Origin of the sequence: Marinobacter sp. EN3 (assembly GCF_000475315.1) — a bacterium.
Classification (GTDB): Bacteria; Pseudomonadota; Gammaproteobacteria; order Pseudomonadales; family Oleiphilaceae; genus Marinobacter; species Marinobacter nauticus.
In genome coordinates this window covers 62,034-87,345 of sequence record NZ_AXCC01000063.1, presented here as the reverse complement: position 1 = coordinate 87,345, position 25,312 = coordinate 62,034, and the positions used below count along the sequence as shown (strand labels likewise).

General features: G+C 52.9%; 22 protein-coding genes. 6 read left to right on the top strand and 16 right to left on the bottom strand.

The annotated features are described in order from the left end of the window. Positions 1-51: 51 nt before the first annotated feature. Complete coding sequence (gene dnaA / locus Q675_RS34265) at positions 52-1,515, bottom strand: chromosomal replication initiator protein DnaA (protein WP_031211714.1); 1,464 nt, start codon at positions 1,513-1,515, stop codon at positions 52-54. Between the two features lie 642 nt (positions 1,516-2,157). On the opposite strand from dnaA, the gene rpmH reads away from it, so the two are divergent. From rpmH to Q675_RS34245, 6 genes are all read left to right on the top strand, one after another. Beyond that, on the top strand, positions 2,158-2,292 hold the full coding sequence (gene rpmH, locus Q675_RS38005; protein ID WP_008940054.1) for a 50S ribosomal protein L34: 135 nt from the start codon (positions 2,158-2,160) through the stop codon (positions 2,290-2,292). A 15-nt stretch (positions 2,293-2,307) separates the two neighbouring features. After that, positions 2,308-2,706: a ribonuclease P protein component gene (rnpA, locus tag Q675_RS34260; protein ID WP_023011912.1), complete on the top strand. Its 399-nt coding sequence runs from the start codon at positions 2,308-2,310 to the stop codon at positions 2,704-2,706. Beyond that, on the top strand, positions 2,706-2,999 hold the full coding sequence (yidD, locus tag Q675_RS38000; protein ID WP_011787297.1) for a membrane protein insertion efficiency factor YidD: 294 nt from the start codon (positions 2,706-2,708) through the stop codon (positions 2,997-2,999). The genes rnpA and yidD overlap by 1 nt, the downstream gene beginning before the upstream one ends. A 4-nt stretch (positions 3,000-3,003) precedes the next feature. Beyond that, positions 3,004-4,707, top strand: a complete 1,704-nt coding sequence (gene yidC, locus Q675_RS34255) for a membrane protein insertase YidC (RefSeq protein ID WP_023011911.1) — start codon at positions 3,004-3,006, stop codon at positions 4,705-4,707. Between the two features lie 72 nt (positions 4,708-4,779). Next, positions 4,780-6,150 (top strand): tRNA uridine-5-carboxymethylaminomethyl(34) synthesis GTPase MnmE, encoded by a 1,371-nt coding sequence (mnmE, locus tag Q675_RS34250; protein WP_023011910.1) that lies wholly within the window; start codon positions 4,780-4,782, stop codon positions 6,148-6,150. Positions 6,151-6,320: 170 nt separating this feature from the next. Further along, positions 6,321-7,511 carry a site-specific integrase gene (locus tag Q675_RS34245; protein ID WP_023011909.1) on the top strand — a complete coding sequence of 397 codons (1,191 nt, stop codon included), beginning with the start codon at positions 6,321-6,323 and terminating at the stop codon, positions 7,509-7,511. A gap of 45 nt (positions 7,512-7,556) precedes the next feature. Here the strand turns inward: Q675_RS34245 and Q675_RS34240 are convergent, their stop codons facing one another. From Q675_RS34240 to Q675_RS34175, 15 genes are all read right to left on the bottom strand, one after another. Next, complete coding sequence (locus Q675_RS34240) at positions 7,557-7,901, bottom strand: helix-turn-helix transcriptional regulator (protein ID WP_031211711.1); 345 nt, start codon at positions 7,899-7,901, stop codon at positions 7,557-7,559. Positions 7,902-7,961: 60 nt separating this feature from the next. Further along, on the bottom strand, positions 7,962-9,638 hold the full coding sequence (locus Q675_RS34235; RefSeq protein WP_023011907.1) for a DUF927 domain-containing protein: 1,677 nt from the start codon (positions 9,636-9,638) through the stop codon (positions 7,962-7,964). A gap of 13 nt (positions 9,639-9,651) precedes the next feature. Beyond that, positions 9,652-9,849, bottom strand: coding sequence for a helix-turn-helix transcriptional regulator (locus Q675_RS34230; protein ID WP_023011906.1), 198 nt, complete (start codon positions 9,847-9,849; stop codon positions 9,652-9,654). Positions 9,850-10,653: 804 nt separating this feature from the next. Then, a complete protein-coding gene (locus Q675_RS34225) occupies positions 10,654-12,753 on the bottom strand; it encodes a DUF262 domain-containing protein (protein WP_023011905.1) in 2,100 nt (699 codons plus the stop codon). Positions 12,754-12,810: 57 nt separating this feature from the next. After that, positions 12,811-13,146 (bottom strand): hypothetical protein, encoded by a 336-nt coding sequence (locus Q675_RS34220; protein ID WP_023011904.1) that lies wholly within the window; start codon positions 13,144-13,146, stop codon positions 12,811-12,813. Beyond that, a complete protein-coding gene (locus tag Q675_RS34215; RefSeq protein ID WP_023011903.1) occupies positions 13,143-14,489 on the bottom strand; it encodes a PD-(D/E)XK nuclease family protein in 1,347 nt (448 codons plus the stop codon). The genes Q675_RS34220 and Q675_RS34215 overlap by 4 nt, the downstream gene beginning before the upstream one ends. Positions 14,490-14,499: 10 nt before the next feature. Then, complete coding sequence (locus Q675_RS34210; protein WP_023011902.1) at positions 14,500-17,538, bottom strand: type I restriction endonuclease subunit R; 3,039 nt, start codon at positions 17,536-17,538, stop codon at positions 14,500-14,502. 75 nt (positions 17,539-17,613) lie between these two features. Beyond that, complete coding sequence (gene dinD / locus Q675_RS34205; protein WP_023011901.1) at positions 17,614-18,489, bottom strand: DNA damage-inducible protein D; 876 nt, start codon at positions 18,487-18,489, stop codon at positions 17,614-17,616. Further along, positions 18,482-19,846 (bottom strand): restriction endonuclease subunit S, encoded by a 1,365-nt coding sequence (locus tag Q675_RS34200; protein WP_023011900.1) that lies wholly within the window; start codon positions 19,844-19,846, stop codon positions 18,482-18,484. Before Q675_RS34200 ends, dinD begins: the two co-directional genes overlap by 8 nt. After that, a complete protein-coding gene (locus tag Q675_RS34195) occupies positions 19,846-22,119 on the bottom strand; it encodes a type I restriction-modification system subunit M (RefSeq protein WP_031211709.1) in 2,274 nt (757 codons plus the stop codon). The genes Q675_RS34200 and Q675_RS34195 overlap by 1 nt, the downstream gene beginning before the upstream one ends. A gap of 27 nt (positions 22,120-22,146) precedes the next feature. Continuing rightward, positions 22,147-23,088, bottom strand: coding sequence for a helix-turn-helix transcriptional regulator (locus Q675_RS34190; RefSeq protein WP_023011898.1), 942 nt, complete (start codon positions 23,086-23,088; stop codon positions 22,147-22,149). Positions 23,089-23,264: 176 nt separating this feature from the next. After that, positions 23,265-23,837, bottom strand: a complete 573-nt coding sequence (gene mobI / locus Q675_RS34185) for a conjugative transfer protein MobI(A/C) (RefSeq protein ID WP_023011897.1) — start codon at positions 23,835-23,837, stop codon at positions 23,265-23,267. Positions 23,838-23,946: 109 nt separating this feature from the next. Continuing rightward, positions 23,947-24,102, bottom strand: coding sequence for a hypothetical protein (locus Q675_RS38345; protein ID WP_023011896.1), 156 nt, complete (start codon positions 24,100-24,102; stop codon positions 23,947-23,949). Positions 24,103-24,143: 41 nt separating this feature from the next. Then, the gene (locus tag Q675_RS34180; RefSeq protein ID WP_023011895.1) at positions 24,144-24,773 is read right to left on the bottom strand and encodes a recombinase family protein; all 630 of its coding nucleotides are present in this window, start codon (positions 24,771-24,773) and stop codon (positions 24,144-24,146) included. A 120-nt stretch (positions 24,774-24,893) separates the two neighbouring features. After that, positions 24,894-25,283: a hypothetical protein gene (locus tag Q675_RS34175; protein ID WP_023011894.1), complete on the bottom strand. Its 390-nt coding sequence runs from the start codon at positions 25,281-25,283 to the stop codon at positions 24,894-24,896. Between the last annotated feature and the right edge of the window lie 29 nt (positions 25,284-25,312).

Here is a 25,312-nt window from a genome sequence, read left to right as displayed (position 1 = left end):
CTTCAGTTATCGGAAGTGAATGTATGTGTTGTTCGTACGGGCCACCTTCAATCAGGTGGTCAGCAATCTCATAAAATTCTGATAATCCTCACGGATACCGGGATCGGTTTCCTGCAATTCAACAATCTTTTTACAGGCATGCAGAACGGTGGTGTGGTCACGCCCACCGAACGCGTCGCCAATCTCCGGCAGGCTATGGTTGGTCAGTTCCTTGGCCAGGGACATAGCCACCTGGCGCGGCCGGGTGACTGTGCGAGTGCGGCGTTTGGACAGCAGATCCGCGACCTTGATCTTGTAGTACTCAGCCACCGTGCGCTGGATATTATCGATGCTCACCTGCTTTTCATGCAGGGCCAGAAGATCCTTGAGGCTCTCACGGATAAACGGCGGGGTAATCTCCGAGCCAGTGAAGTGAGCATTCGCTATCACCAGACGCAGCGCCCCTTCAAGCTCACGAACGTTTGACCGGATTTTCTGTGCAATAAAGAACGCGGCCTCGCTGCTGAGTTTCACATTGGCCTGTTCCGCCTTCTTCATCAGGATCGCCACCCGTGTTTCCAGTTCCGGAGGCTCGACCATCACCGTCAGGCCCCAGCCAAAGCGGGATTTCAGCCGCTCCTCCATATCAGAGATTTCTTTCGGGAAACGGTCACAGGTCACGATCACCTGCTGGCCACCTTCAAGCAACGCATTAAAGGTGTGGAAAAACTCCTCCTGAGAGCGTTCCTTGCGGGCAAAAAACTGGATATCGTCGATCAGCAACGCGTCCACCGACCGGTAATACCGCTTGAATTCATTGATCGCGTTCAGCTGCAGTGCCTTGACCATATCGGCCACAAACCGTTCAGAACGCAGATAGGCCACCTTCGCGCGCGGGTTGCGGCGCACAATCTCGTTGCCAATGGCGTGCATCAGGTGGGTTTTACCCAGGCCCACGCCGCCATAGAGGAACAGCGGGTTATAGGCGCCACCGGGGTTTTCCGCCACCTGCATGGACGCAGCCCGGGCCAGCTGGTTCGATTTACCCTCGACAAAGGTATCGAAGGTGAAGGTTTCGTTGAGAAAACTCTGGTGTTTGATATCACCTTCTACCTGCACCGGACGGCGCTCGGTCTGGGCCTTGGGTGCCGGAGCGGCCATCGCTCTTGGCGCCGAATCGGAAACGGTAGCGGCAACACTTCTTTCTTCTTCAGTAACGGTCTGCTCAGTTTCTTCCGAGACCCGGACCGGCGGTGCCACTTCAGAGCGAACCACCGGGTCCGCAGGCTTGGGCGCAGAGCCCACTTTCATCATGACTCGTGGCGCCTGACCACCATTCAGATCCTTCAAGACTTCTTCTATACGGTGGAGGTATTTCTCGTTGACCCAGTCCATCACAAACCGGTTTGGAGCGAACAGCATGAGCTGCCCCTCCCGATGATCAGACTGAAGGGGCCTCAACCAGGTATTGAACTGCTGTGCGGGAAACTCATCCCGGAGTACTTCAAGACATTGATGCCACATACTGTTCGGCACGACCGCCTGCTCCCGAAAACCTGACTGATGAGACACCGTTAAACCAACGCCACCGGTGCCTGAAGTGACCGGAGATTCTAACCCGCACGGGCCTTCAGTAAAAGGCCGGAAACCTTTGTCATAAACACCCTGTGGAAACTTTTCCCTATATTTTTCAAATTGTTTCAGACATATCTACAAGCTTGTGTACAGAAAATGCCTGAAAAAAAGTTATTCACAGGACCCTGTGTAAACCCCGGGTTCAACTCTGTGAGAAAGATCTTGACCGATACTTGCATAACTCGGTTCAACATCCTCAATCGCACTTGTGCACAATCCGTGCTGACGAAATCCACAGAGCTCACCGGCATCTGTCACAAGCTTTGTCATTGCTTCAGATTATTGATTTATTTTATGAATTTTTCCTTATCCACAGAAATCAACGTGCTTAACAGCAGTAATAAATATCTTTGAAAGAATTTTAAAAAGACCTAACAGATTCTATTACTCGCCATGTCGGTTAGTACCCATGCCAGAATCTTGCCTGACCAAACCATAACCATTGAACTTGCACCGGTATTTGACTAGAATGCCGCTCCTGTTTTGGCTGTCTATTTTCCAGCCAGTGATCAATGTCCATCGACGATTTGTGAGAACATCACCATGAAAAGAACATTCCAACCGAGCGTCCTGAAGCGCAAGCGCGTTCACGGTTTCCGTGCCCGTATGGCGACAGCCAATGGTCGCAAGGTACTGTCTCGTCGCCGTGCCAAGGGCCGTGCACGCCTGTCTGCGTAATCTGAAGCCTGCCTCATGAAGGCCTTGACGTTTCCGAAGTCTCACAGACTGTTGAAACCTTCGGATTACAGCAGGGTCTTCAATGACGTAACGCTGAAAGTTCCGCACAGGAATTTTCTGATCCTGGCCTCTGCCAATTCATTGGGACACGCCAGGGTCGGATTGATCTTCTCCAAGAAGAATCTTCGGCTCGCCGTTCAGAGAAACCGGATCAAGCGTCAGGTAAGGGAAACCTTCCGGCTCCAATCAGATCTGCCAGGCCTTGATATCATTGTGCTCGGCCGCCAGGGGCTGGATCGGCTGGATAACGATACGGTCCGTTCCTCACTGAATGATCTTTGGCATCGGGTTAAGAAAAAATACCGGCAGTCCACGCCTGATCAATCCGTCGGCAATCCCAGAGGTACGGAGTAATGCGTCAACTCCTGCTCTTGCCCATCCGGTTCTACCAGTATGCCATCAGTCCGATGATGGCCAGCCATTGCCGTCATTACCCTACCTGTTCACAATACGCCGTCGAGGCCATCCAACATCACGGACCTCTTAAAGGCGGTTACCTGGCAACAGCCCGGCTACTCAGGTGTCATCCCTGGGCAGAAGGCGGTTATGATCCGGTACCGGGAACGGAACTGAATACGGCGCCTCGCTCCGGCCAGGCCTGCAATCCGACAGAAAGCACTCATTCCACTACTCAGACCAGACACTAAGTTTATGGATATTCAACGCATCGTTTTGTTTGCCGGCCTCGCCATTGTCAGTTACCTGATGGTACTTGCCTGGAACGAGGATTATCACCAGCCTCAAACAGAACAGGTTGCCGAGGCGCAATCTTCCTCAGACAGCAGTGCTACCAACAGCACCGATGACATGATCCTGCCTGAGGATAACAACGCAGGCGGCGAAGAGTTTGCAACACCGGAGACCGGCTCACTGGCGTCAACCTCCGCCAACAGCGATCAAGATCTGGCAGATCGTTTTATTACCGTGACCACGGATGTTTACGAACTGAAGATCGACCGCGTAGGCGGTAATGTGGTTGACAGTTCCCTGTTGCAATACGACGAGTCTCTGGACAGCGAACAACCACTGAAACTGCTGACCAATACCCGCACCCGCACCTATCTGCTGGAAAGCGGCCTGATCGGTCGCGATGGCCCGGATGGCAGCCAGGCCGGTGAAGCTCCGGTATTTCAGGCAGAAACCGGCAGTTACCAGCTCGCGGAAGGGGAAGATGAACTGACCATCAACCTGGTGTACACCACTGACAGCGGTGTAGCCATCACCAAACGCTATCATCTGGCCCGCAACAGCTATCAGATTGATGTCAGCTACCTGATCGACAACCGTTCAGAAAGCCCATGGCAAGGTAACTTCACCGGCAAGATCGTGCGTGATCAGGCGCCGGATCCGACCTCCCAGGCCAGCATGGGAATCCGGGCTTATCTGGGCATGGTGATCAGTACCCCGGAAGATCCGTATGAGAAGTACGATTTCGAGGATCTGTCAGAGAAGCGCGTCAATCAGTCGGTCACTAATGGCTGGCTGGCCTTCCTGCAGCATTACTTCCTGACCGCATGGGTACCCGAGCGGGACCAGAAAGCCCAGTTCCAGACCACCCGACGGGGCGATCTCCATGTTATGGGCTTTGTTTATCCTGCCACGACGGTAGCACCGGGTGAGACCGCAGAAGTGGGCGCCACTGCTTATGTCGGTCCCAAGATCATTGATCGGCTGGAAGCTCTGGCTCCGAACCTGGATCGCACCGTTGATTTCGGCTGGCTGTTCTTCATTTCCCTGCCGCTGTTCTACATTCTTGAATGGTTCTATGGTCTGGTCGGTAACTGGGGTGTCGCTATCATCCTGCTGACGGTGTTGGTAAAAGCGGTGTTCTTCCACCTCTCCGCCACCAGCTATCGCTCCATGGCAAAAATGCGCGCGGTCGCTCCGCAACTGACCCGGCTGAAAGAGCTCTATGGCGACGATCGCCAGCGCATGTCCCAGGAAATGATGGCGCTGTACAAGCGCGAGAAAATCAATCCGCTCGGGGGCTGTCTGCCAATACTGGTGCAGATGCCGGTGTTCATCTCGCTTTACTGGGTACTGTTTGAAAGTGTCCAGTTGCGTCATGCGCCGTTCATGCTGTGGATTCAGGATCTGTCCCAGATGGACCCGTACTTCATCCTGCCGATCCTGATGGGCGCCAGCATGTTCATCCAGATGAGCCTGAACCCGACGCCCCCGGACCCCATGCAGGCCAAGATCATGAAGCTGATGCCGCTGATCTTCACCGTGTTCTTCCTGTGGTTCCCGGCTGGTCTGGTTCTGTACTGGCTGGTGAACAACATTCTTTCGATCTCCCAGCAGTGGTACATTACCCGCAAGATCGAAGCGGAAACGGCAGGCAAGAAGTACTGATTCAACAGTGCTTCTGACCTGACAAAGGCTCCCTTGTGGAGCCTTTGTCATTTCTATTTCAGGAAAACCAAGATGCAGCCAGCGACTGACACCATTGCCGCCATCGCCACTGCCCCGGGCCAGGCCGGGGTGGGGATTGTCCGGGTGTCCGGACCCAGGGCCATGGCCATTGCCCGCACCATGCTGGGCTTTGAGCCAAAACCCCGATACGCCCACTACGGCCCGTTCCGGGATCGTCAGGGAGAGCTGATTGATGAGGGCATCGGTCTGTACTTTCCCAACCCGCACTCCTTTACCGGCGAGGATGTGTTCGAGCTTCAGGGCCATGGCGGCACGGTGATTCTGGATATCCTGTTACGGGAAGTCTGCAGCCTGGGGGCCCGGCTGGCCCGGCCCGGTGAATTTTCCGAACGAGCGTTTCTCAATGACAAACTGGACCTGGCCCAGGCTGAGGCCATTGCTGATCTGATTGAAAGCAGTTCGGAACAGGCGGCCCGCTGTGCCGTGCGTTCCATGCAGGGGGTGTTCTCCAAACGTGTGGATAACCTGGTGGAGGCCATCACCCATCTGCGCATCTACGTGGAAGCGGCCATCGATTTTCCGGAGGAAGAGATCGATTTCCTGGCCGATGGCAAAGTTGCTTCTGACTTGCAGGGCCTGCTGGAGCAGGTGCAGCAGATTCTCGGTGAAGCCCAGCAAGGCACCATTCTGCGGGACGGCATGAAAGTGGTTATTGCCGGCCGGCCCAATGCCGGCAAATCCAGCCTGCTGAACGCCCTCGCGGGGCGGGAGGCTGCGATTGTCACCGCCATCGAGGGCACGACCCGGGATGTGTTGCGGGAACATATCCACATCGATGGTATGCCGCTGCACATTATTGATACCGCCGGCCTGCGGGACAGCCCGGACGAAGTGGAACAGATTGGTATTGCCCGGGCCTGGGAAGAAATCCGACAGGCTGATCGTATTTTGCTGATGGTGGATGCCACCACCACCGACAAAACCGAGCCCCATGAAATCTGGCCGGATTTTATTGATCAACTGCCCAGGAGTGCACCGGTGACAGTGATCCGGAACAAGGTGGATCTGTCTGGTGAACCGGTGGGTATCAGCGCCGAGTCGCATCAGACCGCTCCGGTGATTCGTCTGGCAGCAAAAGCTGCGGAGGGCCTGGAGGTTCTGCGTGAGCATCTGAAAGAATGCATCGGCTTTGCCAGCACCACCGAAGGTGGCTTCCTGGCCCGGCGCCGGCACCTGGATGCACTGGAACGTGCCCGGGATTCCCTGCTACAGGGCCAGACCCAGCTGGAAGGTTACGGGGCAGGCGAATTGCTGGCCGAAGATCTGCGGGCCGCTCAGGATGCCCTGGGGGAAATCACCGGGCATCTGACGCCGGATGAGCTTCTGGGTAAGATATTCAGCAGTTTCTGTATCGGGAAGTGAAACGGCCAAAAAGATCGAAAAGCATCCAATAAAATACAAATAAATCACTGTTTTATAAAGAAATTCATTCTATTCCTTTGCAGGCAGTTTGATCCGTTTTGCCCCCTCTTGCTCCGTGTGTGCTCCGAGTATAAGTTTTCGGAGCACTCGGAGCACAAAAGGAGCAAAACATGAAAATCACTATCCAGAAACGCGAACCAGATAAGAACGGCCACCGTGCCTTGCGACTGGTCTACTATCACGGTTCTAAGACGGGTCAGGACGGTTCTCGGGCGCAGAAGCGCTCATATGAACCCCTGAACCTGTTCCTCTACGACAAACCCCGCCTTCCGGCGGAGCGTGAGCACAACAAGACCGTGAATCAGAAGGCTGAGGCCATCCGGGCAAAGCGGCTGTTGGAAATCGAGTCGTCACGACATGGATTGGATGATCGGACCAAGCTTTCTGCCAGCTTCTTCGATTACTTCGATCAGCTGACTGACGAGAAAGCTTCCGGAAGCAAATCCAATCATTCGATCTGGATCTCCACCCGTCACCACCTGCACCGTTACCATGGTTTGTCTGAACTTACCTTTGAGCAAGTCGATAAACGATTTCTGGAGGGGTTCCGGCATTACCTTCAGCATGAAGCCACTACCAAATCGGGTACCAAACTGGCCAAGAACACGACCAGCAGTTACTTCAACAAGGTTCGCGCTGCGCTCAACCAGGCCTATCGGGACGGCATTGTCCGCGACAACCCAGTTCAACAGGTCAAGTCCATCAAACCGGAGAACACCAAACGAACGTATTTGACCCTGGAAGAGGTCAGGGCTCTGACCAAAGCCGAATGCCGGTATGACGTGCTGAGGCGGGCTTTCCTGTTTTCCTGCACCACTGGCCTGCGTTGGTCAGATATCCACAAGCTGGTATGGGGTGAGATAGAAGAATTCGCCGATGGGCATTACCGCATCATTTTCCGGCAGAAGAAGCTGGTGAATGCCGGAAACTCACTTCAATACCTGGATCTTCCAGACTCAGCGGTGAGATTGTTGAACCTGGACAATCGCGGAAAGCCAGGTGATCGCGTATTCAAGGGTCTGAAGTATGACTCCTATACCAACGTTGCGTTGGCACAATGGGTCATGCGCGCGGGTATCACCAAGAGTGTAACTTTCCATGCCGGACGGCATACCTTTGCGGTCAATCAACTGGCCAGGGGTGTGGATATCTACTCGCTGTCGCGACTTCTAGGCCATAGCGAGCTCAGAACAACGGAAATCTATGCGGACATACTCGAAACTCGCCGCACAGAGGCCATGAGGAGTTTTCCTGACATATTTGAGGATACACTGGACGAGGTTGGGGAATGTGCAGCCTAAGCAATGAGAGGGGCTTTCACAGCCCCTCTTTACACCTGCCCCACATCATATACCCCGCCGTCCTGGTCTTCGGTGACTCACCAGATGCTGAGCAGCCGCCTTTTCGATCTCGTCCGCTGTCGCGATCCGATTGGACTGGAGCCACTTCAGGATATCTGCACGGCGAAAGAAAATCCGATGACCATTTGGCTTGAAGTGAGGGATCTTCTTTTGGGAGGTTAACTGGTACAGGGTGCTTTTCTTCAGCCCCGTGTATTCCGCACAGTCTTCAAGACTCATGATCTCCTTGTCGGCCTCCGGGGCCTTGCTGCCATTAATGTGGTCCAAAATGATTTTCTTGAGAACCATCATGTCCTGCAACACTCGTTGCAGCATTTCTTTTTCTGTCATCACTCTACCCCTACACCGCCAAAACCAAAGTGGGAAAACTGGGAAATTGGGAACACCGTGTCAGTCCTCATGCTCAATCCTCTCCAGTTCTTCAAGTTGCCGCCTAACTTTGTCAGGCCTGAGCGCGAAAAACCGCTGCAAATCTCCATTGACCCTGGTTTTGTAGGTCCCCCGGGAGCGCTCGTTACTCACTAGGCAGTCGCGCTGTAACAGTACCTCCACTTCCCTCATGTAATGGGTCGGCAGCCCGAGCCGCTTTAGGAAGTGCGATTTATAGATCAACCACAACTCGCGTCCCTCGTGTAAGCGTCGAAAACCAGATCCCCCCTGGCCACTCGCTTGTTCGATATCACTGAGACTGCGCTCCCAGACTTTCATGGCCCGCTCCAGCGCTTTGAGAAGCCGGAATTCCTCAGAGTTTCTGGAGTGGCCTCTATTATCCAGCCAAGCCTTCAAGGTTCGGTGGACGGCTGCCAAGGACTCTTCCTCGCTCCAAGGGAGAATGAAATTCCTACTACCGAGACAAAGTGCCGCCCCTATGAGCGCAAACCGCCTGATGACCCGTTGCACCTGCGATGCCATCTGGTCTCGTGTCCAAATACCGCTTAGGCGACCAATTTCGTGACTCAGGTAGCTGTTCAGCTCGTCATGACGCTCGGTCAGTAAAGAGATCCACTCGCGAATTATGGTGCCGTGGTAGCGCTGACAAGCTGATTTCATCTCGTCCACAAACTGCTGAGGGTGCTTATGACCGTGTAGTTCATCGAACGCCCCATGGGCTCCAAATACAGGAATTTCCACCAGCCGAATCTGCTGACCTGCGCGCAAAGGTTTACCGATCTGCTGAAGTAGCTCAGCAATCCAGACCTCGCCGCTACTCAACACCAGCGTTCGCCAATGCGAGGTTGCGGCCAGCTCGCCGGAGACGTTAGCCCGTAACTTCCCCGAGCCGTTCATGATCTGATAGATCGCCGTATCGATGTCTTCCGGGCGAGCCATTCCGATCTCATCGAGCGGCAGCAACATGTCGTTGTGCTCTGATGAGACTGCCGCTAACCCGTTACTGGTTGAGATCCAACTGCGAACATAGCGGTTTCCCCCATACACGCTAGCCGCCAACTGCAACAAGGTGGTCTTTCCGGTCGACGATGCTCCAACCAAGTGGATGGCGCCATTTTCCATCCCAGCAGACGCAATCAATGGCGCAGCCAGCGCCGTACCAATACTGAATATTGCTAACGGGTTGCCTCGGCATAGCTGACCGACATAAGTCTGCCAGTCGCTGAGACTTCCAGACTCCTCTAACGTCGCAGAGCCTGATAATTGGCCTACAAAATGGTGCGGCTCGTCAGCGGAGCCGATAGTCCAGTTACTGGTTGCAAACACAGAGCCGTGCCAGCCAGTTCGATTAACCACCGTCGCCGGTTCGGCCAGAGCCATCTGCTCCAACAGATAGTGCTGAAGCCGGTTCCAGCTTGCCTGCCCTGGTGTTAATGGATAACCGGTATCAACCAGCATATCCCGCACCTGTCGGGCATTATCGCTGTTGAGATCTCGGGCATAGACGACCTCGCGCAGCTTCACACCATCGAAATTCTGCCATTCCAGCAACGCTCCGTGTCCGTGCCGTTTGTCGGTTAGCCTGGTGCGAGCCATTACCTGAATCCAGCCGCCGACTCGGTGCCAATGGTCCCCTGATAAGGCATAGAGTCCATCTTCTTGAAGTTTGTATTGCATCAGCTCCGCCCCCTCACAGCTTGTCGAGCCAAGCTTTTACATCTTGATAGCGAAATCGAACGGCCCTGCCATGGGGGTTCGGCTTCACAGGTGCCGGGAACCGACCTTGTTTTACATAGCGGCGTAGCGTTGCCTGCGACGTCTTCAGAACGGTGCAAACTTCTTCGTACGTCAGCAGACGCTCAGTCGTGGTGTTTGATTGTTTCTTCATAACTACTCCAGTTGGGTTGTGAATCGATCGGAGCAATCATCGGAAATATTCGTCTTAGGGGAGAACCGCGGAATTGCCCCAAAAGGGCACAAAGGAGAGGCCGACTAGTAAGTCATTGATTATTAATAGATAAAAATCACAAGAAACCAGAAAAAGAACGTCATAATCGCAAAATTATGGCTTACACGAGTGGAATTTGTGCATTTAATGATCAAGTTAGCTGCATGACTTTCACATGTGAAAGTCATTTTCCGGTCTCAGAAGCATTTTTTGATTCACTGATGACTGTACGAATTCGAATCACACATTTTTCTTTGAGAAAGGCCTTTGTGAGGCCGTTTCGAGCTGGGCTGAATGGCACCAGGTGCTCGCTAACCCAAATAGCCTCATGAAGGCCCTTTCATAGCCCCATTCACGCCATATCAGTAAACGTCGAGTCTGGATAACATCAACAAGTGCCCAGCGAGCCTTTTTCGAGGCGCTTTAGGGTGCACCAGTCGCAGAAGCGCTGGCAGGGAGGTTACTGGACTGAAAGCCCATCGGTTCCATCTGATTTGGAAAACTCACGCACTGGGATTCCGACGACAACTTATCCAGATTAATAGCGTATGTGCAGGTCATATCTCCAAGAGGCGCCCTATTAGAGCGCATGGAATGAGCTCAAAGTTATCCAAATCAGATAGGTATGTGTAGCGATTGGAAAGTCCTCCAGGAGAGTCCCTGACCGCTGTTGGAGAACTCTCGCTCATGTGATCATCCAGCCACTACTTTCCGCCCCAGTTGCCGGGGCGCTGTTCCCACTGCTCAATCAGCATCGTTCCCCATCTGCTTTTCGAACGCCTGTCGAATGAGCCCCATTACATAGGCCAGCTCAGATTCCTCACTTAACCCTACTTCCACATCGCCGTTTCCCCAACGTCCGAGGTTGGTCACGTCACGAGCCATCCCTTTCGGATCGCTCAACTCGTGAAACGGCATATTCAGAGACAGTCGCAAACGGGTCTTTTGCGGGACCACATCGACAAAATTCGTTTCGGCTTTGAACGCTATATAGAGCTTGAGGACCTCTTCAGTGACGCTCGGGTCGAGCGCCAGGACTTCCTTTCGAAGCTGCTCAAATAGAGCGCGCATTGGGCTCCCGTTTGCCAGTTGAGGGTGATCCTCAAGGTTGTAGGCTTCTGGTTTGACGGCCACGTTGCGGTAGGTATCGAGGATCTCGTCCGGCAATACCGGAGCCGCCCAAACCCGCACCGCTTGCTGGGCCAGCTTGGCGGCCCGACTCTTAATTGAGTCCTCATTCCATGCTTCTACAGCTCCCAGGCCCTCGTTGAGCCGTAGAGGGCTTTGTTTGAATCCGCCCTGCATATCACGCTTCTCGATGAACGCTCGGTCGCTGTACTCTGAGTTGTAGCCCGTAAGAGTCAGGTTACCCAGTGTATGCAGCCAGGTTTCATGCACACGCTTCCATTCCGAGCCTAGTTCATCTCTCCAACCAGAGGGCAGGTTTTCATTCTGCGGCATGATGTGTTCGATCGTGTATTCGTCGACCGGAACCCGTTCCTTGCGCTCAAAGTTTTCCATGCGGCGTAACCAGTAGCTACGGCTGCGGAAATTGTATAAATCGCGTACTGCCAGTTCCCTTTTGAACTCTTCGTCATTCGGAAAACGCCGGTATGACTTCAAGCTAAGTAGGTGAGCCTTGATGCTCTCCAGGTAACGGTTCTTCTGCAATGATTTGTGAAAAGTGGCAAAGGTCTTGTTCAGCGAGTTTGTGGGGATGGCACAAACGGCACGACGGAACACATAAGCCTCAATCAGCCGAATAGCGCTATGAAAGTCATCTCGGGACAGATTGTCCTGTTGGTAATCATGGTAAAGCTCCAGCAGGAACGGATAGGCCACATCAACTTTGAGTTCCCGCAGATCCTTAAATGCCATTCCTAACTGTTTATCTGTTTCTTTCCCCAATGCCATCGCACAAAAATACCGAGCGAAAGCATGTATTTCAGCAACCAATAAATCGACACCAGCACTCGCCACTTCGGCGCGACGTGAATGCTGTTTGAAAGCCTCGTATACCTCATCTAACCGTGGAATTTCGCCGGTTTTAACCGTGAGGTAGTGGCGCATGAAGCTGTCAAAGTAAACGCCATAGCCTTCTTGCCCGAATTCCACCTCCATCGGACGCCAATGATCGCGATAGAGCCGAGTTTGATGCTCCGGCTCCAGTCCCATCAGCACATAGTTCCGGATCAGGTCAGCCTGGCTCAGAGCTTTTCCTGTGGAATTCATGCTCTCAAAAATGAGTTGCGGGTTATCCTGGTCTCGGCTCAGCGCAATATCAACGATGATGAGCTTTGAAAGGCCCCGGCAGAGGGTTTCCAGTTCCCCGTTAAGCCGCTCAATTTGGCTATTGAAGAACTCGAAGTTTTCCTGGATTCGAAGAGAACCGTCATCAGGTAACGGCTTCTGCGTGACCAACGCCAGAAGGCTCTCTTTGTCCGTCTGAGTCAATAGCAGTTTGTACGCTCGCTCACCCTCTTCCAACGGGTTAAGCAGGTAGTAATTGCGCAGCTTCTTAGCCGAAAACCCCTCCAAAGGTTCTGTGTCCCCAAGGTGTCGAGATAGCGCCTCAAGAATCAGCATGGTGGTAGTCAGTCGCTGTTGCCCATCAATGACCAACAGTGGTGATTGACTGGATACCTGATAAAGCCCCTTCTCGATGTAGACCACCGAGCCGATGAAATGTGCTGATATGCCATCGTTGGTACCGGCTCGCATGATGTCGTCCCACAGTTGACGACATTGCTGTTCAGACCAAGAGTACGTTCTCTGGTAGATCGGAATGACAAATTGTGGCGACTTCTTCAGGAAGTCGAGCAACTTGGCTTCTGTCGCTTTCATAACGGGCACTATCCTTTTTTGTTCTGTTACTACTATTCAACGTTTGTTTTAGCCTGATTACACGGCCCGCAGCTCTTCAAACTCGCTTTTGGGTAACCACTCGATTGTTATGTCGTTACCGCGTATTTTCACAACGCCCTGGCTAGCGTTCGGTTTATCGTGTTTGGCGCGATACACCAGCAAGGTGTCCAGCAGCTCCATCAAATGCATTTTGAAGCCGGAATCCTTCAATGAATCGTGATCAGCCTCCTCGAATCGCCAACGAGCATGATCGAGACGGTTATCATCGGAGTCACTCAGAAAAAACACTTCCCCTTCTGCTCGATTATCTGCCAAGTACTGTTCCGCCAGTTGGTCTAGTCGGGTTTGATCGAAGTTAGCGTCGTAGCTCATATCTCGTTTCCTCCTGATAAAGTCGTGCTGTCAGCACAACTCAAGCCTGTTAAAAGTTCGCCCAGAACGCCCCGTTGTGGGCTGTTAGAAAAATCGGCAAGGTGGATGATGCCTTGGTACTCAAGGGCTTCGGCGTATGTCATAACCCGAGGAAATATCTTGCTTTTCAGTGCAGCAGGCTCTGAAAGCTTCAGAGTCGGCATCAGGCCCTCTATAGAGCGATCAGCATGCTCTGTCAGCAGGCAGCCCACATGGAGCATCTTGGAGCCGTAAAACAGCATAAGAACCGCCTCTTTGGCCCATGGCCCGGTCTCCAGCCGATAGAAAGCGCCACGGTTACGCGTCCCATTACCCGCTCGGAAAAAATTAAATCTAGGCGCGTACAGGAGGCCGGAAGCATCTTTTTGAAAAGCGGTATGGACGAAGGGGCTCAGCAACTCTACGTTTTCCGGCCCAATCCTGGTCATGTCACCTTTACTGACAAACGGCTCGAATAGCTCTTCGAGATTGCTTGTTAATGCTTGTTCAAGCCAACTTGCGTGTATGGCAGGTAATTCTCTGGTCAACTGGATTGCCTGCTCGTGGTGTCGCTTTCCCTCGGCAATGCCCTCTTCGAGAATGTCTTTTAGCGTTTTCACCTTGCTCACATACTCCTTCGTTGCCCGTTCTACCACTGCTTGATAATCCCGCAACGCCCAAGCGATGTGAGATTGCCGGTCAACAGCGTTAACGCATGACTCTAGCCAGGTATGAATGCTGTCTTGTTGAGTATTTTTCCGGTAACTGAGATTTTGATAGTGAGCGACCGGTTGACTGCTGGTGTTGAGCAAACGGGATGTCCGATGACAAACCGTTAACCCACCCAAACCAAAGGCAGAGGGGGCTTGTCGATTTTTAGTCAGGTAAATAAACAGCGTTTCGTCTGCCTGTGCCGGATCCGTGGCATTAATCACCTCAAGGTAACGCGCAACCTGCCGGGGCTGGTCCTGCGCATTGAGTTTGTTTTCGACAACGATCTGACGTTTACCATCGGTTATCCACAGGTCAATCTGATCTCCCTGGCCATCCGGACAATGTTCTTTCAGCACGGTTACGGATGTCGGATCCAGCCAATCCTGTCGTCCGATAGCCTCCAGGAAGAGTTCCAGAAACCGCGTTCCCTGATAATGCTTCCCCTTCGGATTCAGCAGAGCATAGATAAACCGGGTATGAAGCCGGACTTCATCATTGACGGACAGAACCGAGCTGAGCAGATTGAAGTCATTCAATCCCTTTCGTTTTTGTTCTGCTTGTTCCTCGTCAAACGCTTCCAGCGCAGCGAAGAGTTCTTCCCATGATTCCATTTCGCCTGCCTTATCCCGTCTCAACGCTGGTTTTGACCTGGTTATACACAGCCCGCATCAGGTACTGAGAAGCGATGTTGCGGAAAGACGCATCGTTCATCAGGCGTATGAAAATGTCTTCGTTGCCGTCCATGCGCTCTACAAACAAGTTCTCAAGCTGCTTGTTAAATACCGGTTCGAAGTTCTCCAGGCTGTTGGCCATGACGGCCTGGCGAAGCTGCTCGTTGGCAACGGCGGTTTCCTTCACTTGGTCGAAGAACAGCTGATCTGCCGGGGTAAACTCAGTACCAAATCGCTCATTGAGCTTGTCGACCAGCGTCGATAACTGCACCTCTTCCTCTGCCTGGCCGGTACCGACCTCGGTCGGGCCATAGAGGGCTTCCGGCTCGCCTACTTTCAGGTCGATGGCGCCTTCACTGATTTTCTGAAGCCGGTAGTACTTCAGCTCTACCTCGTCATCAACCTGCACCGTGCGCGTATCGGTGGTGTAAGGCAGCTTGGTGAGCAGGAAGCGGGAATAGGTGTACAGCTTCTCGTGGTCCGAGTCCTGATAAGGAATAATCTGGGCAACGAAGCCGTACAGGTTACGGAAGCTGACCAACTGCCCCTTGAACAGGGCTTGGTCTTCCTCGCTCAATGTCTTGAAACGCTCGACAGCCAGGTCAATCAAACTATTCAGCTTCTTATGCTCGCCGCCTGTCGGGTTCAGTCGGTTGCGGAACCAGATCTCGCACCACGCGCTCACCTCACCTTCCGTGAAAATCTGCCAGGTGGACAGGGTGTGGGCCAGGTTATTGAGCTGCTGAGGGTCGGTATCCTCTTCCTTGGTGGTCACCTCGTAATAGGGTTTGAACGCTTTGTAGATTTCATCCGGCTCATTCACGAAGTCCAGGACAAAGGTATCTGTCTTGCCCCTGGCCGTTCGGTTAAGCCGTGACAGCGTTTGCACCGCCTGAATGCCTGACAGCTTCTTATCCACATACATGCTGTGAAGCAGTGGCTGGTCAAAGCCGGTTTGGTATTTTTCAGCGACCAGTAACACCTGATATTCCTCGGTGTTGAATTTATCCGGTAGCTCAGACTCCTTGATGCCCTCGTTCATACCGACTTCGGTAAATGTCTTGTCAGCATATTCCTTGAGAGCGATTTCTCCCGAGAAGGCTACAAGGGACTTCACATCGGTATAACCTTTAGATTTGATGTACTTGTCGAAGCCCAGCTTGTAGCGCACCGCATGTTCACGAGAGCTGGTCACTACCATGGCCTTTGCCCGACCACCGATTTTGTGGCGGGTATGGGTGCGGAAGTGCTCAACGATCACCTCGACCTTCTGCGCTATCTCATAGTCGTGGAAGGAAACAAAACGAGCCAGCGCCCTTGCAGCCTTGCGGCGCGGCACTTCAGGGTCATCCTCCACCTTCTGGATCAGCTTGTAATAACGCTTGTAGCAGGTGTAGTGGGCCAAAACGTCATGGATAAAGCCCTCTTCAATGGCCTGCCGCATACTGTAGTGATGGAACGGAGCTTCGCCGTTAGGGCCAGGTTCGTTAAACACCGCCATGGTCTTAAACTTGGGGGTCGCCGTGAACGCGAAAAAGCTCAGGTTAGGCTGTTTGGCACGTTTGAGCTGCTCACGAATGAGCTCCTTTTTAGCTTCTTCGCTAAGGCTCTCGTCCTCCATGTCCAGTAATTGCTCAGCAATGGCTGACTCGATGCCATCCTTGTTCAGGATCTTCCGCAGCTCCATAGCCGTTTCGCCACTCTGCGAGCTGTGGGCCTCATCTACAATCACCGCGAAGCGTTTGCCTTCCGTCGAAATTGAGATGCCTTTGCCTTTCTGCTCCAGGGTACGGATGGCCTGACTGATGAAGGGGAACTTCTGGATAGTCGAGATGATGATCGGCACACCGTCAGCCAGCGCCTTGGCCAGTTGCTGAGTATTCTCGTCGATCTTTTGAACAACGCCCAACTTGTGCTCGAACTGGAAGATGGTGTTCTGCAATTGCTGGTCGAGTACCCGGCGGTCAGTAATCACCACCACGGAATGGAATACCTTCTCGTTGTTGGCATCGTGCAGACTGGACAAACGATGAGCCAACCAGGCAATAGAGTTGGATTTACCGGAACCCGCAGAGTGCTGTACCAGATAGTTATGGCCGGAGCCCTTGGCTTTTGCATGCTGGGTCAGAGACCTTACGGCATCCAGTTGGTGATACCGGGGGAAAATCAGCGTTTCCTTGCGGTGGCGCTTGATTCCCTTTTCGGTCACGACTGTTTTCTCTTCTACCTGAAGGTGCAGAAAACGGGCGAGGATATCCATCAGGCTGTCCCGCTCCAGTACCTCTTCCCAGAGGTAGGCGGTACGAACATCACCTTCCATCGGCGGGTTGCCAGCGCCGTGATTGAAACCCCGGTTGAACGGCAGGAAAAAGGTATCCTTACCCTCCAGGTGGGTCGTCATAAACGCTTGCTCGGTATCTACTGCAAAATGCACCAGGCAGCGATTTTTGAAGGCGAACAGAGGGTCTTTGGGGTTTCGTTCGAAGCGGTACTGGGACTTGGCATTTTCAACGGTCCACCCGGTCGCCGACATGGCATTTTTCAGCTCCAGTGTGGCAACTGGGAGGCCGTTCACAGCCAGCACCATGTCCGGAATTGCGCCCGTCTTGGTATGTACCTGACGAACCACGGTAAGCCTGTTCGCGGCGTAGCGTTCAGCCGCGCCCGTATCAATACTGGTATTGGGAGCAAAATAAGCCAGCTTCACCGACTTACCGACGCATTTGAAACCCTCGCGCAGCACCGTCAGCGCCCCTTTTGCGGCCAGTTCCTTGGTTAGGGCATCCAGGAGCATGCTCTCGGCCTTGCTCGCATCCAGGTTGTTCAACCGCTCCCAGATCTTGGGTTGTGTCTTCTGCACAAAGCTCACGACATCCGCCGGGAACAAGGCGGTTTCAGCATCGAAACCGGTGGGATCTCCTTTCTGATAGCCACCCTGGGTGATCAGCGCCTGCTCGATGGCGTTCTCAAAGTCGATTTCTTTGTGCATGTTGTTGTCCTGTTTCTTTCACTTACCCTTGAGCTAAGTTAAAGATGCCGTGTCTTCTTTAACTTAGAGAAATATTCACCGGGGCTTTTTGCTCTCTGGTGATTCATCGTCCTGTTTTTCCAGCTTCTTTTGAGCGTTTTCTACTTGTTTGACGCTTTTATCCGGCGTGGGCAGGTTTTCTGGCATGGTTCCGCCCAGTTCGCCAATGGTTTGCCGAACTTTCTGGCCTACCTCGAAATGGGTTTTGTTGGCGTTCTGCTTACCCTGAATGTTGTCCCGGCGAAGCTTCTCTTCTGCCTGTGTAGCGCGGAACAGGTTGGCAGCCAGCTCTGTGCTCCCCATGTAGTCCAGAATCTTGTGGCTTTTCTTCAGGCCCTTTTTGGCATGGATATCCTTGGCACCCAGCCCCCCGTATAGCCCTTTGTAGCCATGATCCTGAAAAATGGCGTAATCTAAGGGGGTCTCTACACCAGCATCCTGGGCAGCCGCAGCCAGGTACTTGTTGTGGGCGATAAGTTCTTTACGAATGGCCAGGCGCTTTTCATCCTCAGAAAGTGCGGTGAACTGCTCGCTGTCCTCCAGCTCCTGTCGGCGTGTCTGGATAGCAAAGTAGGTCTGGCCGTTGGCGATGACTGGCTTCGTAGGATCGCCATTCTGGACGATCAGGTAGCAGGCATAGCGTGATAGGTGGACATCCGGTACCTCACGTTGCGCTCCGGAGCCGATACCAACCATTTTGCGCACGTCCGCAAAATGGTCTGCAACGACGTTCCCCGACCTTTCACAGGCATGTTTGGCCTTATCAATAACCGGGACAAAATTCCGCCACTGCGGATACTCCAGCAGGGGGGCCAGCTCTCTGGCTGACCAGAACTCGTTACCGTGGTCATCCTCTCTGCGGATGCCTTCAAAACTCTCGTGGTGAGTATTGGCGGACGGCGTATCAGCCATGGGCAACCTCCCTTTGCTCAGTGGTAGTGGGTATGGAGAAGTCCCGCACGTCGATTTTGCCGGTGACAGCATTGGTGATCAGGGCAGAGCGGTATTCTTTGAGTCGCTCGATGACTTGGATAACTCTTTCGCGTTGTTTTGTTAGTTTATCCAACGAAGTCTTTACGTGATCAATGATTTCTCTTCGCTCGGTTTCCGGAGGCAGCAATACCGGTAATTTCTTGATATTACTAGAGGAAATCGAAGCCAGATTTGTGCTTTGTTTTGCGGTGGTAAAAAAATAAAATTTGGCGTAACCCGACTGCGTAAGCAAAGCCAGCCAATCAGAAAACTCTGGGATCCTAGGACGCACAGCGAAAACATGATTCTGATGAATACATGGGTCGATTTCACCCTCCCAAACGGCTCCACGACCAAGTTTGTCGTTGTCACCCCCTTCATTCATCAGCACATCCCCTTTCTGCAGGGAGTACCGCTCCAGTTCTGTCGCTAATATTTCAATGTTAGTGACATGGCTGAGATCAATGAAGCCATCCTGAACATTGGCAACCCTCAAATACGGAACTTCTACCGTTGCTTCGTTTGGCAGTTTTCGACCTTTCGTTACTCCACCTCTCACCTCTGCGACATAGCCTAAAATAGGCACAGTCCAATGCGCCGGTATTTCCCCAACCCAGTCAACACCTGAATTTCTCATGGGTACCGATGGATCGAGCCCTTTGGTTACAGCCTGGCTGATTAGAGCTGTACGTTGCTCGGCAAGCTTGTCTAAAAGAGTTTGCTTTTTGGCTATCAGCTCATCAATTTGCTTGGTTTTATAGTCAAGGAAACGGACAATGGCTCTCTGCTCACCAATTCTAGGTACTGGAATCCATAGCTTTTTCAGATCATCTTGACTGAGATTAGGCTGCCCGCCACCAGTAGAAAGTGATATTAGGACGGGTCTTCGCATCCAGAGCCAGTAGTAAACGAAGCGCGTATCGAATACTGTCGGTTCAGAAAAAACGCAACAAGCCTGATTGACCGTGGCATCCATACCAAGTATCCCTAGGCGCCCAATCGTGGCTCCATACATAGCTATCGCAAGACTACCTTGAGGGTATACTTTCAACGCAGAATGGAGGGCAACCGCCTCTTTAGTAACTCTTTGCGAGGTATCAAGAATTGTATCTTCACGCAGCTCAGAGGTTGTTATCCATGGAATCGTTCCATCATAAAACAGTGGATTATCGCTTTTAGGTGTCGTGCCACTACCGATCCGGTTGAAGCCGTGAGTAACCTTCCAGACCTCCCAGTGACTAGGTATGTCCCCAAGCCACGGTAAATTCGAAGGTTTATACTCTGGATATTCCCTCATCAAACCACCTCCGCCAACATACCTATAATTTCCTTTTCCAACTGGCTAATCTCACCAGCGATCTCTTCCAACGGGCGTGGTGGCTCATAGACATAGAAATGGCGATTCAGCGGAATCTCGTAACCAACTTTGGTTTTGCTATGGTCAATCCAGGCGTCGGGCACATGCGGCAACACCTCAGCGGCCAAATAGGCCTCGCAATGGTCCTTTACCAACGCAAGCAGTTTGTCATGCCCGGTTTCGTTGTCGTATTTCAGCGGCAAGGGCAGGCTGATATCAGCGGGCAACACCACGTTCTCGGTATCGCGCAACTCCGGATCTGGCTCTGGATTGCCCTTCTTGTCACGGCAAATGTCGGCTTGTGGGTCTCGTTCTGACAGCGCGGCCAGTATTGCCTTTTTGACTGGAGCTCCCACCTTGAGATCGGCTTTTTTCAAAGCTTTATTTAACAAGGCTTCGAATTCATCCCGGTTCCGGTACAAGGTGTCGCCATCCAGCTCTTCCAGCAGCTCTTTGATGGCAATCTGAGTCTGTTTGCCAGCCTCAATTTCCGCCTGATAGGCCGCTTGGTCCTTACGCTTTTTACTGGTGGCCAGGTTAGCAAAGGCCCGTTGCTCGTCGAGTCGAGCAATTCTCTGTGGGCTGACCTGGAAATTCAGCCGTAGAGGGCGTTCCACTGTGATTTTCAGATAGCCAAACTCGTGGTTATCAAAGATCTTGCTGACGGTACGGGTTTCGGTTCCTGTCGGTCTTGATGATCCTTTGGTATGTACCGGCGCTACGGACGTCGCCTCATGCTGATGTTCGGCGTAGAGGCGCACCAGTTCGCGGATATGCTCCTCGGCCAGCTCGTTTCGCTTGTTCCCCAGGCTTTTGTCCATCTTTTTGTAATGGCGGGTGCCGTCGATTAGCTGTACTTTGCCTCGGCGGTGTTTCGGCTTGCGGTTACTGACAATCCAGACGTAGGTGTAGATGCCGGTGTTGTAGAACATCTGGTCCGGCAGCGCCACGATGGCATCCAGCAGGTCGTTTTCGATAATCCAGCGTCGAATATTGCTCTCACCACTACCGGCATCACCGGTGAATAACGGGGAGCCGTTGAAAACCACGGCAATCTTCGAGCCGTCACCACCTTCGCTGTTTTTATCTAGAGGAAGGCCATCCACCAGTTTCGGCGGGGTGTGCATCTTGGAAATCATGTGTTGCAGGAAAAGCAGCGAGCCATCATTGATACGGGGCAAACCGGCACCAAAGCGCCCGGAAAAGCCCTGGTCGTTGTACTCCTCACGAACGAAATCTTCTTCCGGCTTCCATTCAACCCCAAAAGGCGGGTTGGAAAGCATGTAGTGGAATTTCTTCTCCTGGTGGCCATCGTGAGGTACGAAGCCGTTGTTTTTGTTCTTGGCGTCTTTCACGCCCAGCGTGTCCCCATAGATGAGGTTGTCGATGGGTTCGTCTTTGATCAGGAGGTCTGAGCAACAAATGGCGTAGGATTCCGGATTGTACTCCTGGCCGAACAGCTCGATGTGGGCATCGGGGTTCAATCCTTCATGGGTACCGTCACCGCAAATGTACTTTTCAGCTTCCGAGAGCATGCCACCGGTACCTGCTGTGGGGTCGTAGATACTCCGGTAAATGCCTGGGGCGAAGATGCCTTCTTCATCGGTAAACAACAACTGCACCATCAGCCGGATGACTTCACGGGGAGTAAAGTGGTCCCCGGCCTCTTCGTTGGCCTGTTCATTGAACTTTCTGACCAGCTCTTCGAACAGATAGCCCATCTGTAGGTTGCTGAGGGTCTTGGGTGAGAGGTCAATTTCGTTGCTACAGAACTCTTTGAGAATCAGGAAAAGGCGGTTGGCCTCATCCAGCTTGGCGATTTCCGCCTCGAAATCGAACTTATCAAAGATGTCCCGAGCGCGGGGTGAGAAACCCTGGATGTAGGCAATCATGTTGCCCGCAATGTTCGGCGGATCAGCCAGCAGCTTATCGAAAGTGAAGCCGCTGGTATTGAACAGTTCCTGTTTGCGGCCACTGGTGGCAATGCGTGAAAGCGCCTTTTCCAGTGCAGGGCCGGTTATGCCGCGGGCTTCCAGGCGTTCCTTCTCAGCCAGTACCTTTTTCTGGTTTTCCGCCAATACCAGGTCAAACCGACGCAGGACGATCATTGGTAGCATTACCCGCCGGTACTGGGGTGGCCGATACGGGCCTCGCAGCTTGTTAGCGATGTTCCAGATGAAGCCGACAAGGTTTTGATGATGGTTTTGTTGCATGCTGTTCTCGCTATTTAATATCTGTTGTTAACTACTTGGCGCTGCCTCGTCACCGGTGCCGGCATAGCCAGGTGCCAGGAAAGCGTTAGCGCAGTGTTTAAGAATGTTGTGGTTACGCAGCCACAGGTGATATTCCTGCTCTGGCAACCGATGATCGGGGCTACAGTCCACGTTCCAATGGCGTAGCAGGTAGCCAGCGCGAGCGGCACGGATGCTGAGCTGTCGGACAGGCTGGTTGTTCTGCCGGGACATATTAAAATCCAGAGCAATAGCCTCCGGATGGCTGTGGCGCGGGTGCGGGATGAGCTCTAAGGTCAGTTGCTCATTCCATTCGGCATCCGACGTTTGATGCTCATGCTCTGCGATATCCACTTTGTCGATGGACTTTTCATAGATATGGGCGCTGGTGATGCGATTGCAGACAAAATCTCGGAACGCACCGCGTTTTCGGCAGTAGCCGCGCATGTGCCAACGCTGGCCGTTGTTGACGATACTGTGTGGCACAACCACACGCTCGCTAGCGCCTGAACTGAGGGACTGGTAGGTCATCCGCACAGCCTGTTGTTGGCTGATGGCCCGGCTCACTGTCGCCAGCACATCCTGTGGTGGCGCGATCAAATCTGGTGCATCCTCACAGAAACCAGGCTGGCCAGGCATCACTGATAGCCCATCGCCAAAGCCGTGAGCCAGGGTTTTCAAGGCGGCATGGGGCTCATGGTGGAACAGAGGCTGATAGTTGTCGGTACGGTAGTAGCGCTTGTTTTCGTGACGGAGGATCAGGTTCTCGTGGGCTAGCTCACGGTAGAGAGTGAAGTCCCGGGTGCTGGAGGCGACTGCGGTGCCGAAGTGCGCCATTAGCTCACTGCGGCCCACTGAGCCATGGTATTGCAGGCAAAAATCAATGAACGCCAAGCGCTCGCGCTGGGCGTGTGAGTGATTTTCGAGCTTTAAGGCGGCGTTTCCCGGCACGTTCGCACCTTTTTTGACTAAATATGGTTAGCCACCTTATTACACAAACCTATATCATGCAATCATTTTGATTTGTCCTATAGAACTTTCACATGTGAAAGTTTTGGCTCCTTTCCAGATGGAAAAATGGGGGCGTAAGGCCCGTCGTAAGGGGACGGGCCTGAATGGCTTTTTATTTAGGATTCCGGGGGCTGAAGGCCATCGAAGTGGGCTTCCAAACTGTCCAACTGCTTCAGGTTTGCCCTGACGAGACGGCGCATGTGAGTGAGGTTTGCATTCATGATACGCACTATCTCAAACCCGGCTTCGGTCTCGTCAATGATGGGCCTCTCCCAGTCGTGAGCGCGGTTAAATGCGGGTTTTGAGTACCGGTGTTTCAGGGCTCGACGGATGTGTTCACTGAAAACCGCATGCCCCTTACCGTTTTTCACTCTCACGAAGGTGTTGTAATACCAGTGCATTTCCAAGCTGCCGTGTAGCATTCTCACCCGGCAGCCGTGATGGCCAGGGTAGCCTCTCGTTTCCTTGGTTCGATGAGCCTCATTATGTGCCCAAAAATGGTCTGACAGCCGCTGAGCGAGATAGCGTAGGCGTGCTCGCTCCATATCCAGGCTTTTGGATAGCGATTGTAGATACTGTCTGCATTGATCAAGCGCCATTCGGCGTCCCTGGTGATGGTCAAACTCCCCGGCGCGCGCCACCTCATGCCACTTATCGGTGATTTCCTGAATGGTTTTGGGTTTGCTCATTAGCGTTCTCCTGTTGGTTGATGTTCAAGAGAAATGCTACTGGCCGCAGAGACAAACCCACGGGTCTGTAATTTGCCAATTTGGGCAAAAGTAGCCGTTTACCCCCAGATTATCTGGAATTTTTATCGGCCTGGCGGCGTGCTTTAAACTTCCGGTTGAGAAATGCTTCCAACCGGTCAGCGCTCAGGTATGTGATGCCGCAGATCGCCAAGATAACGGCGACAAAGCCTAGGAAAGCAATGAGTGTGACGGACATATCGATCATGTGAGTTCTCCTGTTTTCGTTCTTTGATTGCAAATTGCAGCCTATGCTGCATCTGACTGCCTTTGTTCCTTTGCAACAGAGGCAATCAGATGGCGCGAACAACCCAGGATGTCCTGGATTTCGCTATAGCTATGGCCGGTGCGCAGTAAACTAGCGATGTGTTGCCGCCTCTTCAGATCAGGTTGACGCCCCTGATACTTACCCTCGCTGCGGGCCTTGTTGATCCCCTGGTTTTGGCGTCGACGCCTATCCTCGTAATCTTTGCGGGCTACCGCTGCCAACATGTCGAGCATCATGCTGTTGACAGCGTGTAAGATAGAGTCGGTAAAGCCGGTGTCATCTTTCTTGTCCAGTGCCAGCCAACTCGTCGGTAACTCGGGGGAGACAATCGCCAACCGCTTGGCTGCCAGCTTCCGTTTGAGCGTATCCCAGTCCTGCTGTTTAAGGCGGGCAAGCCGGTCTATCTGCTCCACCAGTACAATGTCACCTTCACCAGATTCGGCAATCAGTCGCATCAGTTCGGGGCGATGCAATGTGGCACCGGAGACGTTCTCGGTATAAAAGGCAGCAATGCGCTGACCGTGTTGCTCGGCAAACTGGATTAGCGATGCTTTGGCCCGCTCGGCATTTTGTTCCTGGGTCGATGCTCTCAAATAGGCGCGTATAAACATTAATGCCTCCTCAGTCTGTTATAAGTGGTTCCGTTTGGCCGGTCTGTTTTAAATGGTTCCTTGTCATGTTGAGCGGCCTGAATAGTTGGTTCCCCTGATGTGTACCCATCAGGAACCACCTCAAGAGTCGAGAAACTCCCCGAACGGATCGTCCTCTCGGAGGATCGGATTGACTCTGAAGTCATCGAACAGATCGCCTGCGTCTTCTTGACTCCCGGTGCCGGAGGTTGTCGTGCTGCTTGGACCGTTTTCTTCCCTACCACCACCTCGACTAAACGACGCCATCTTTTTCTCGAATTCAGGAAACGTCATTTGCCCATCGGGTCCCTTGGTAAAAACCGTCTTGTAAGCATCGACTGCGGCCATTGCGAAGCGAATGAGCAGTAGGACCACCCAGAGCACGAATAATAGATACCATGCGTAAAGCGCTGCATCGGTACCTCTTAAGGCGAGCTCCACAACGCCGATCCCGGCGAGCCCCACTGCTACTATTTTTGTTACCCTCACCATGGTTTCAGTCCCCGATAGCTCTTTACTTC

Bases quoted from the DNA above. Each gene is read 5' to 3' on its own strand.
- Q675_RS34200 (WP_023011900.1), bottom strand. From the start codon at position 19,846: ATGAGGGAATATCCAGAGTATAAACCTTCGAATTTACCGTGGCTTGGG.
- Q675_RS34195 (WP_031211709.1), bottom strand. From the start codon at position 22,119: ATGCAACAAAACCATCATCAAAACCTTGTCGGCTTCATCTGGAACATC.
- Q675_RS34230 (WP_023011906.1), bottom strand. From the start codon at position 9,849: ATGAAGAAACAATCAAACACCACGACTGAGCGTCTGCTGACGTACGAA.
- Q675_RS34220 (WP_023011904.1), bottom strand. From the start codon at position 13,146: ATGAGCTACGACGCTAACTTCGATCAAACCCGACTAGACCAACTGGCG.
- yidD (WP_011787297.1), top strand. From the start codon at position 2,706: ATGCGTCAACTCCTGCTCTTGCCCATCCGGTTCTACCAGTATGCCATC.
- rnpA (WP_023011912.1), top strand. From the start codon at position 2,308: ATGAAGGCCTTGACGTTTCCGAAGTCTCACAGACTGTTGAAACCTTCG.
- Q675_RS34235 (WP_023011907.1), bottom strand. From the start codon at position 9,638: ATGCAATACAAACTTCAAGAAGATGGACTCTATGCCTTATCAGGGGAC.
- yidC (WP_023011911.1), top strand. From the start codon at position 3,004: ATGGATATTCAACGCATCGTTTTGTTTGCCGGCCTCGCCATTGTCAGT.
- Q675_RS34240 (WP_031211711.1), bottom strand. From the start codon at position 7,901: ATGACAGAAAAAGAAATGCTGCAACGAGTGTTGCAGGACATGATGGTT.
- mobI (WP_023011897.1), bottom strand. From the start codon at position 23,837: ATGAGCAAACCCAAAACCATTCAGGAAATCACCGATAAGTGGCATGAG.
- Q675_RS38345 (WP_023011896.1), bottom strand. From the start codon at position 24,102: ATGATCGATATGTCCGTCACACTCATTGCTTTCCTAGGCTTTGTCGCC.
- Q675_RS34215 (WP_023011903.1), bottom strand. From the start codon at position 14,489: ATGGAATCATGGGAAGAACTCTTCGCTGCGCTGGAAGCGTTTGACGAG.
- Q675_RS34225 (WP_023011905.1), bottom strand. From the start codon at position 12,753: ATGAAAGCGACAGAAGCCAAGTTGCTCGACTTCCTGAAGAAGTCGCCA.
- Q675_RS34180 (WP_023011895.1), bottom strand. From the start codon at position 24,773: ATGTTTATACGCGCCTATTTGAGAGCATCGACCCAGGAACAAAATGCC.
- Q675_RS34210 (WP_023011902.1), bottom strand. From the start codon at position 17,538: ATGCACAAAGAAATCGACTTTGAGAACGCCATCGAGCAGGCGCTGATC.
- Q675_RS34175 (WP_023011894.1), bottom strand. From the start codon at position 25,283: ATGGTGAGGGTAACAAAAATAGTAGCAGTGGGGCTCGCCGGGATCGGC.
- Q675_RS34245 (WP_023011909.1), top strand. From the start codon at position 6,321: ATGAAAATCACTATCCAGAAACGCGAACCAGATAAGAACGGCCACCGT.
- dinD (WP_023011901.1), bottom strand. From the start codon at position 18,489: ATGGCTGATACGCCGTCCGCCAATACTCACCACGAGAGTTTTGAAGGC.
- rpmH (WP_008940054.1), top strand. From the start codon at position 2,158: ATGAAAAGAACATTCCAACCGAGCGTCCTGAAGCGCAAGCGCGTTCAC.
- mnmE (WP_023011910.1), top strand. From the start codon at position 4,780: ATGCAGCCAGCGACTGACACCATTGCCGCCATCGCCACTGCCCCGGGC.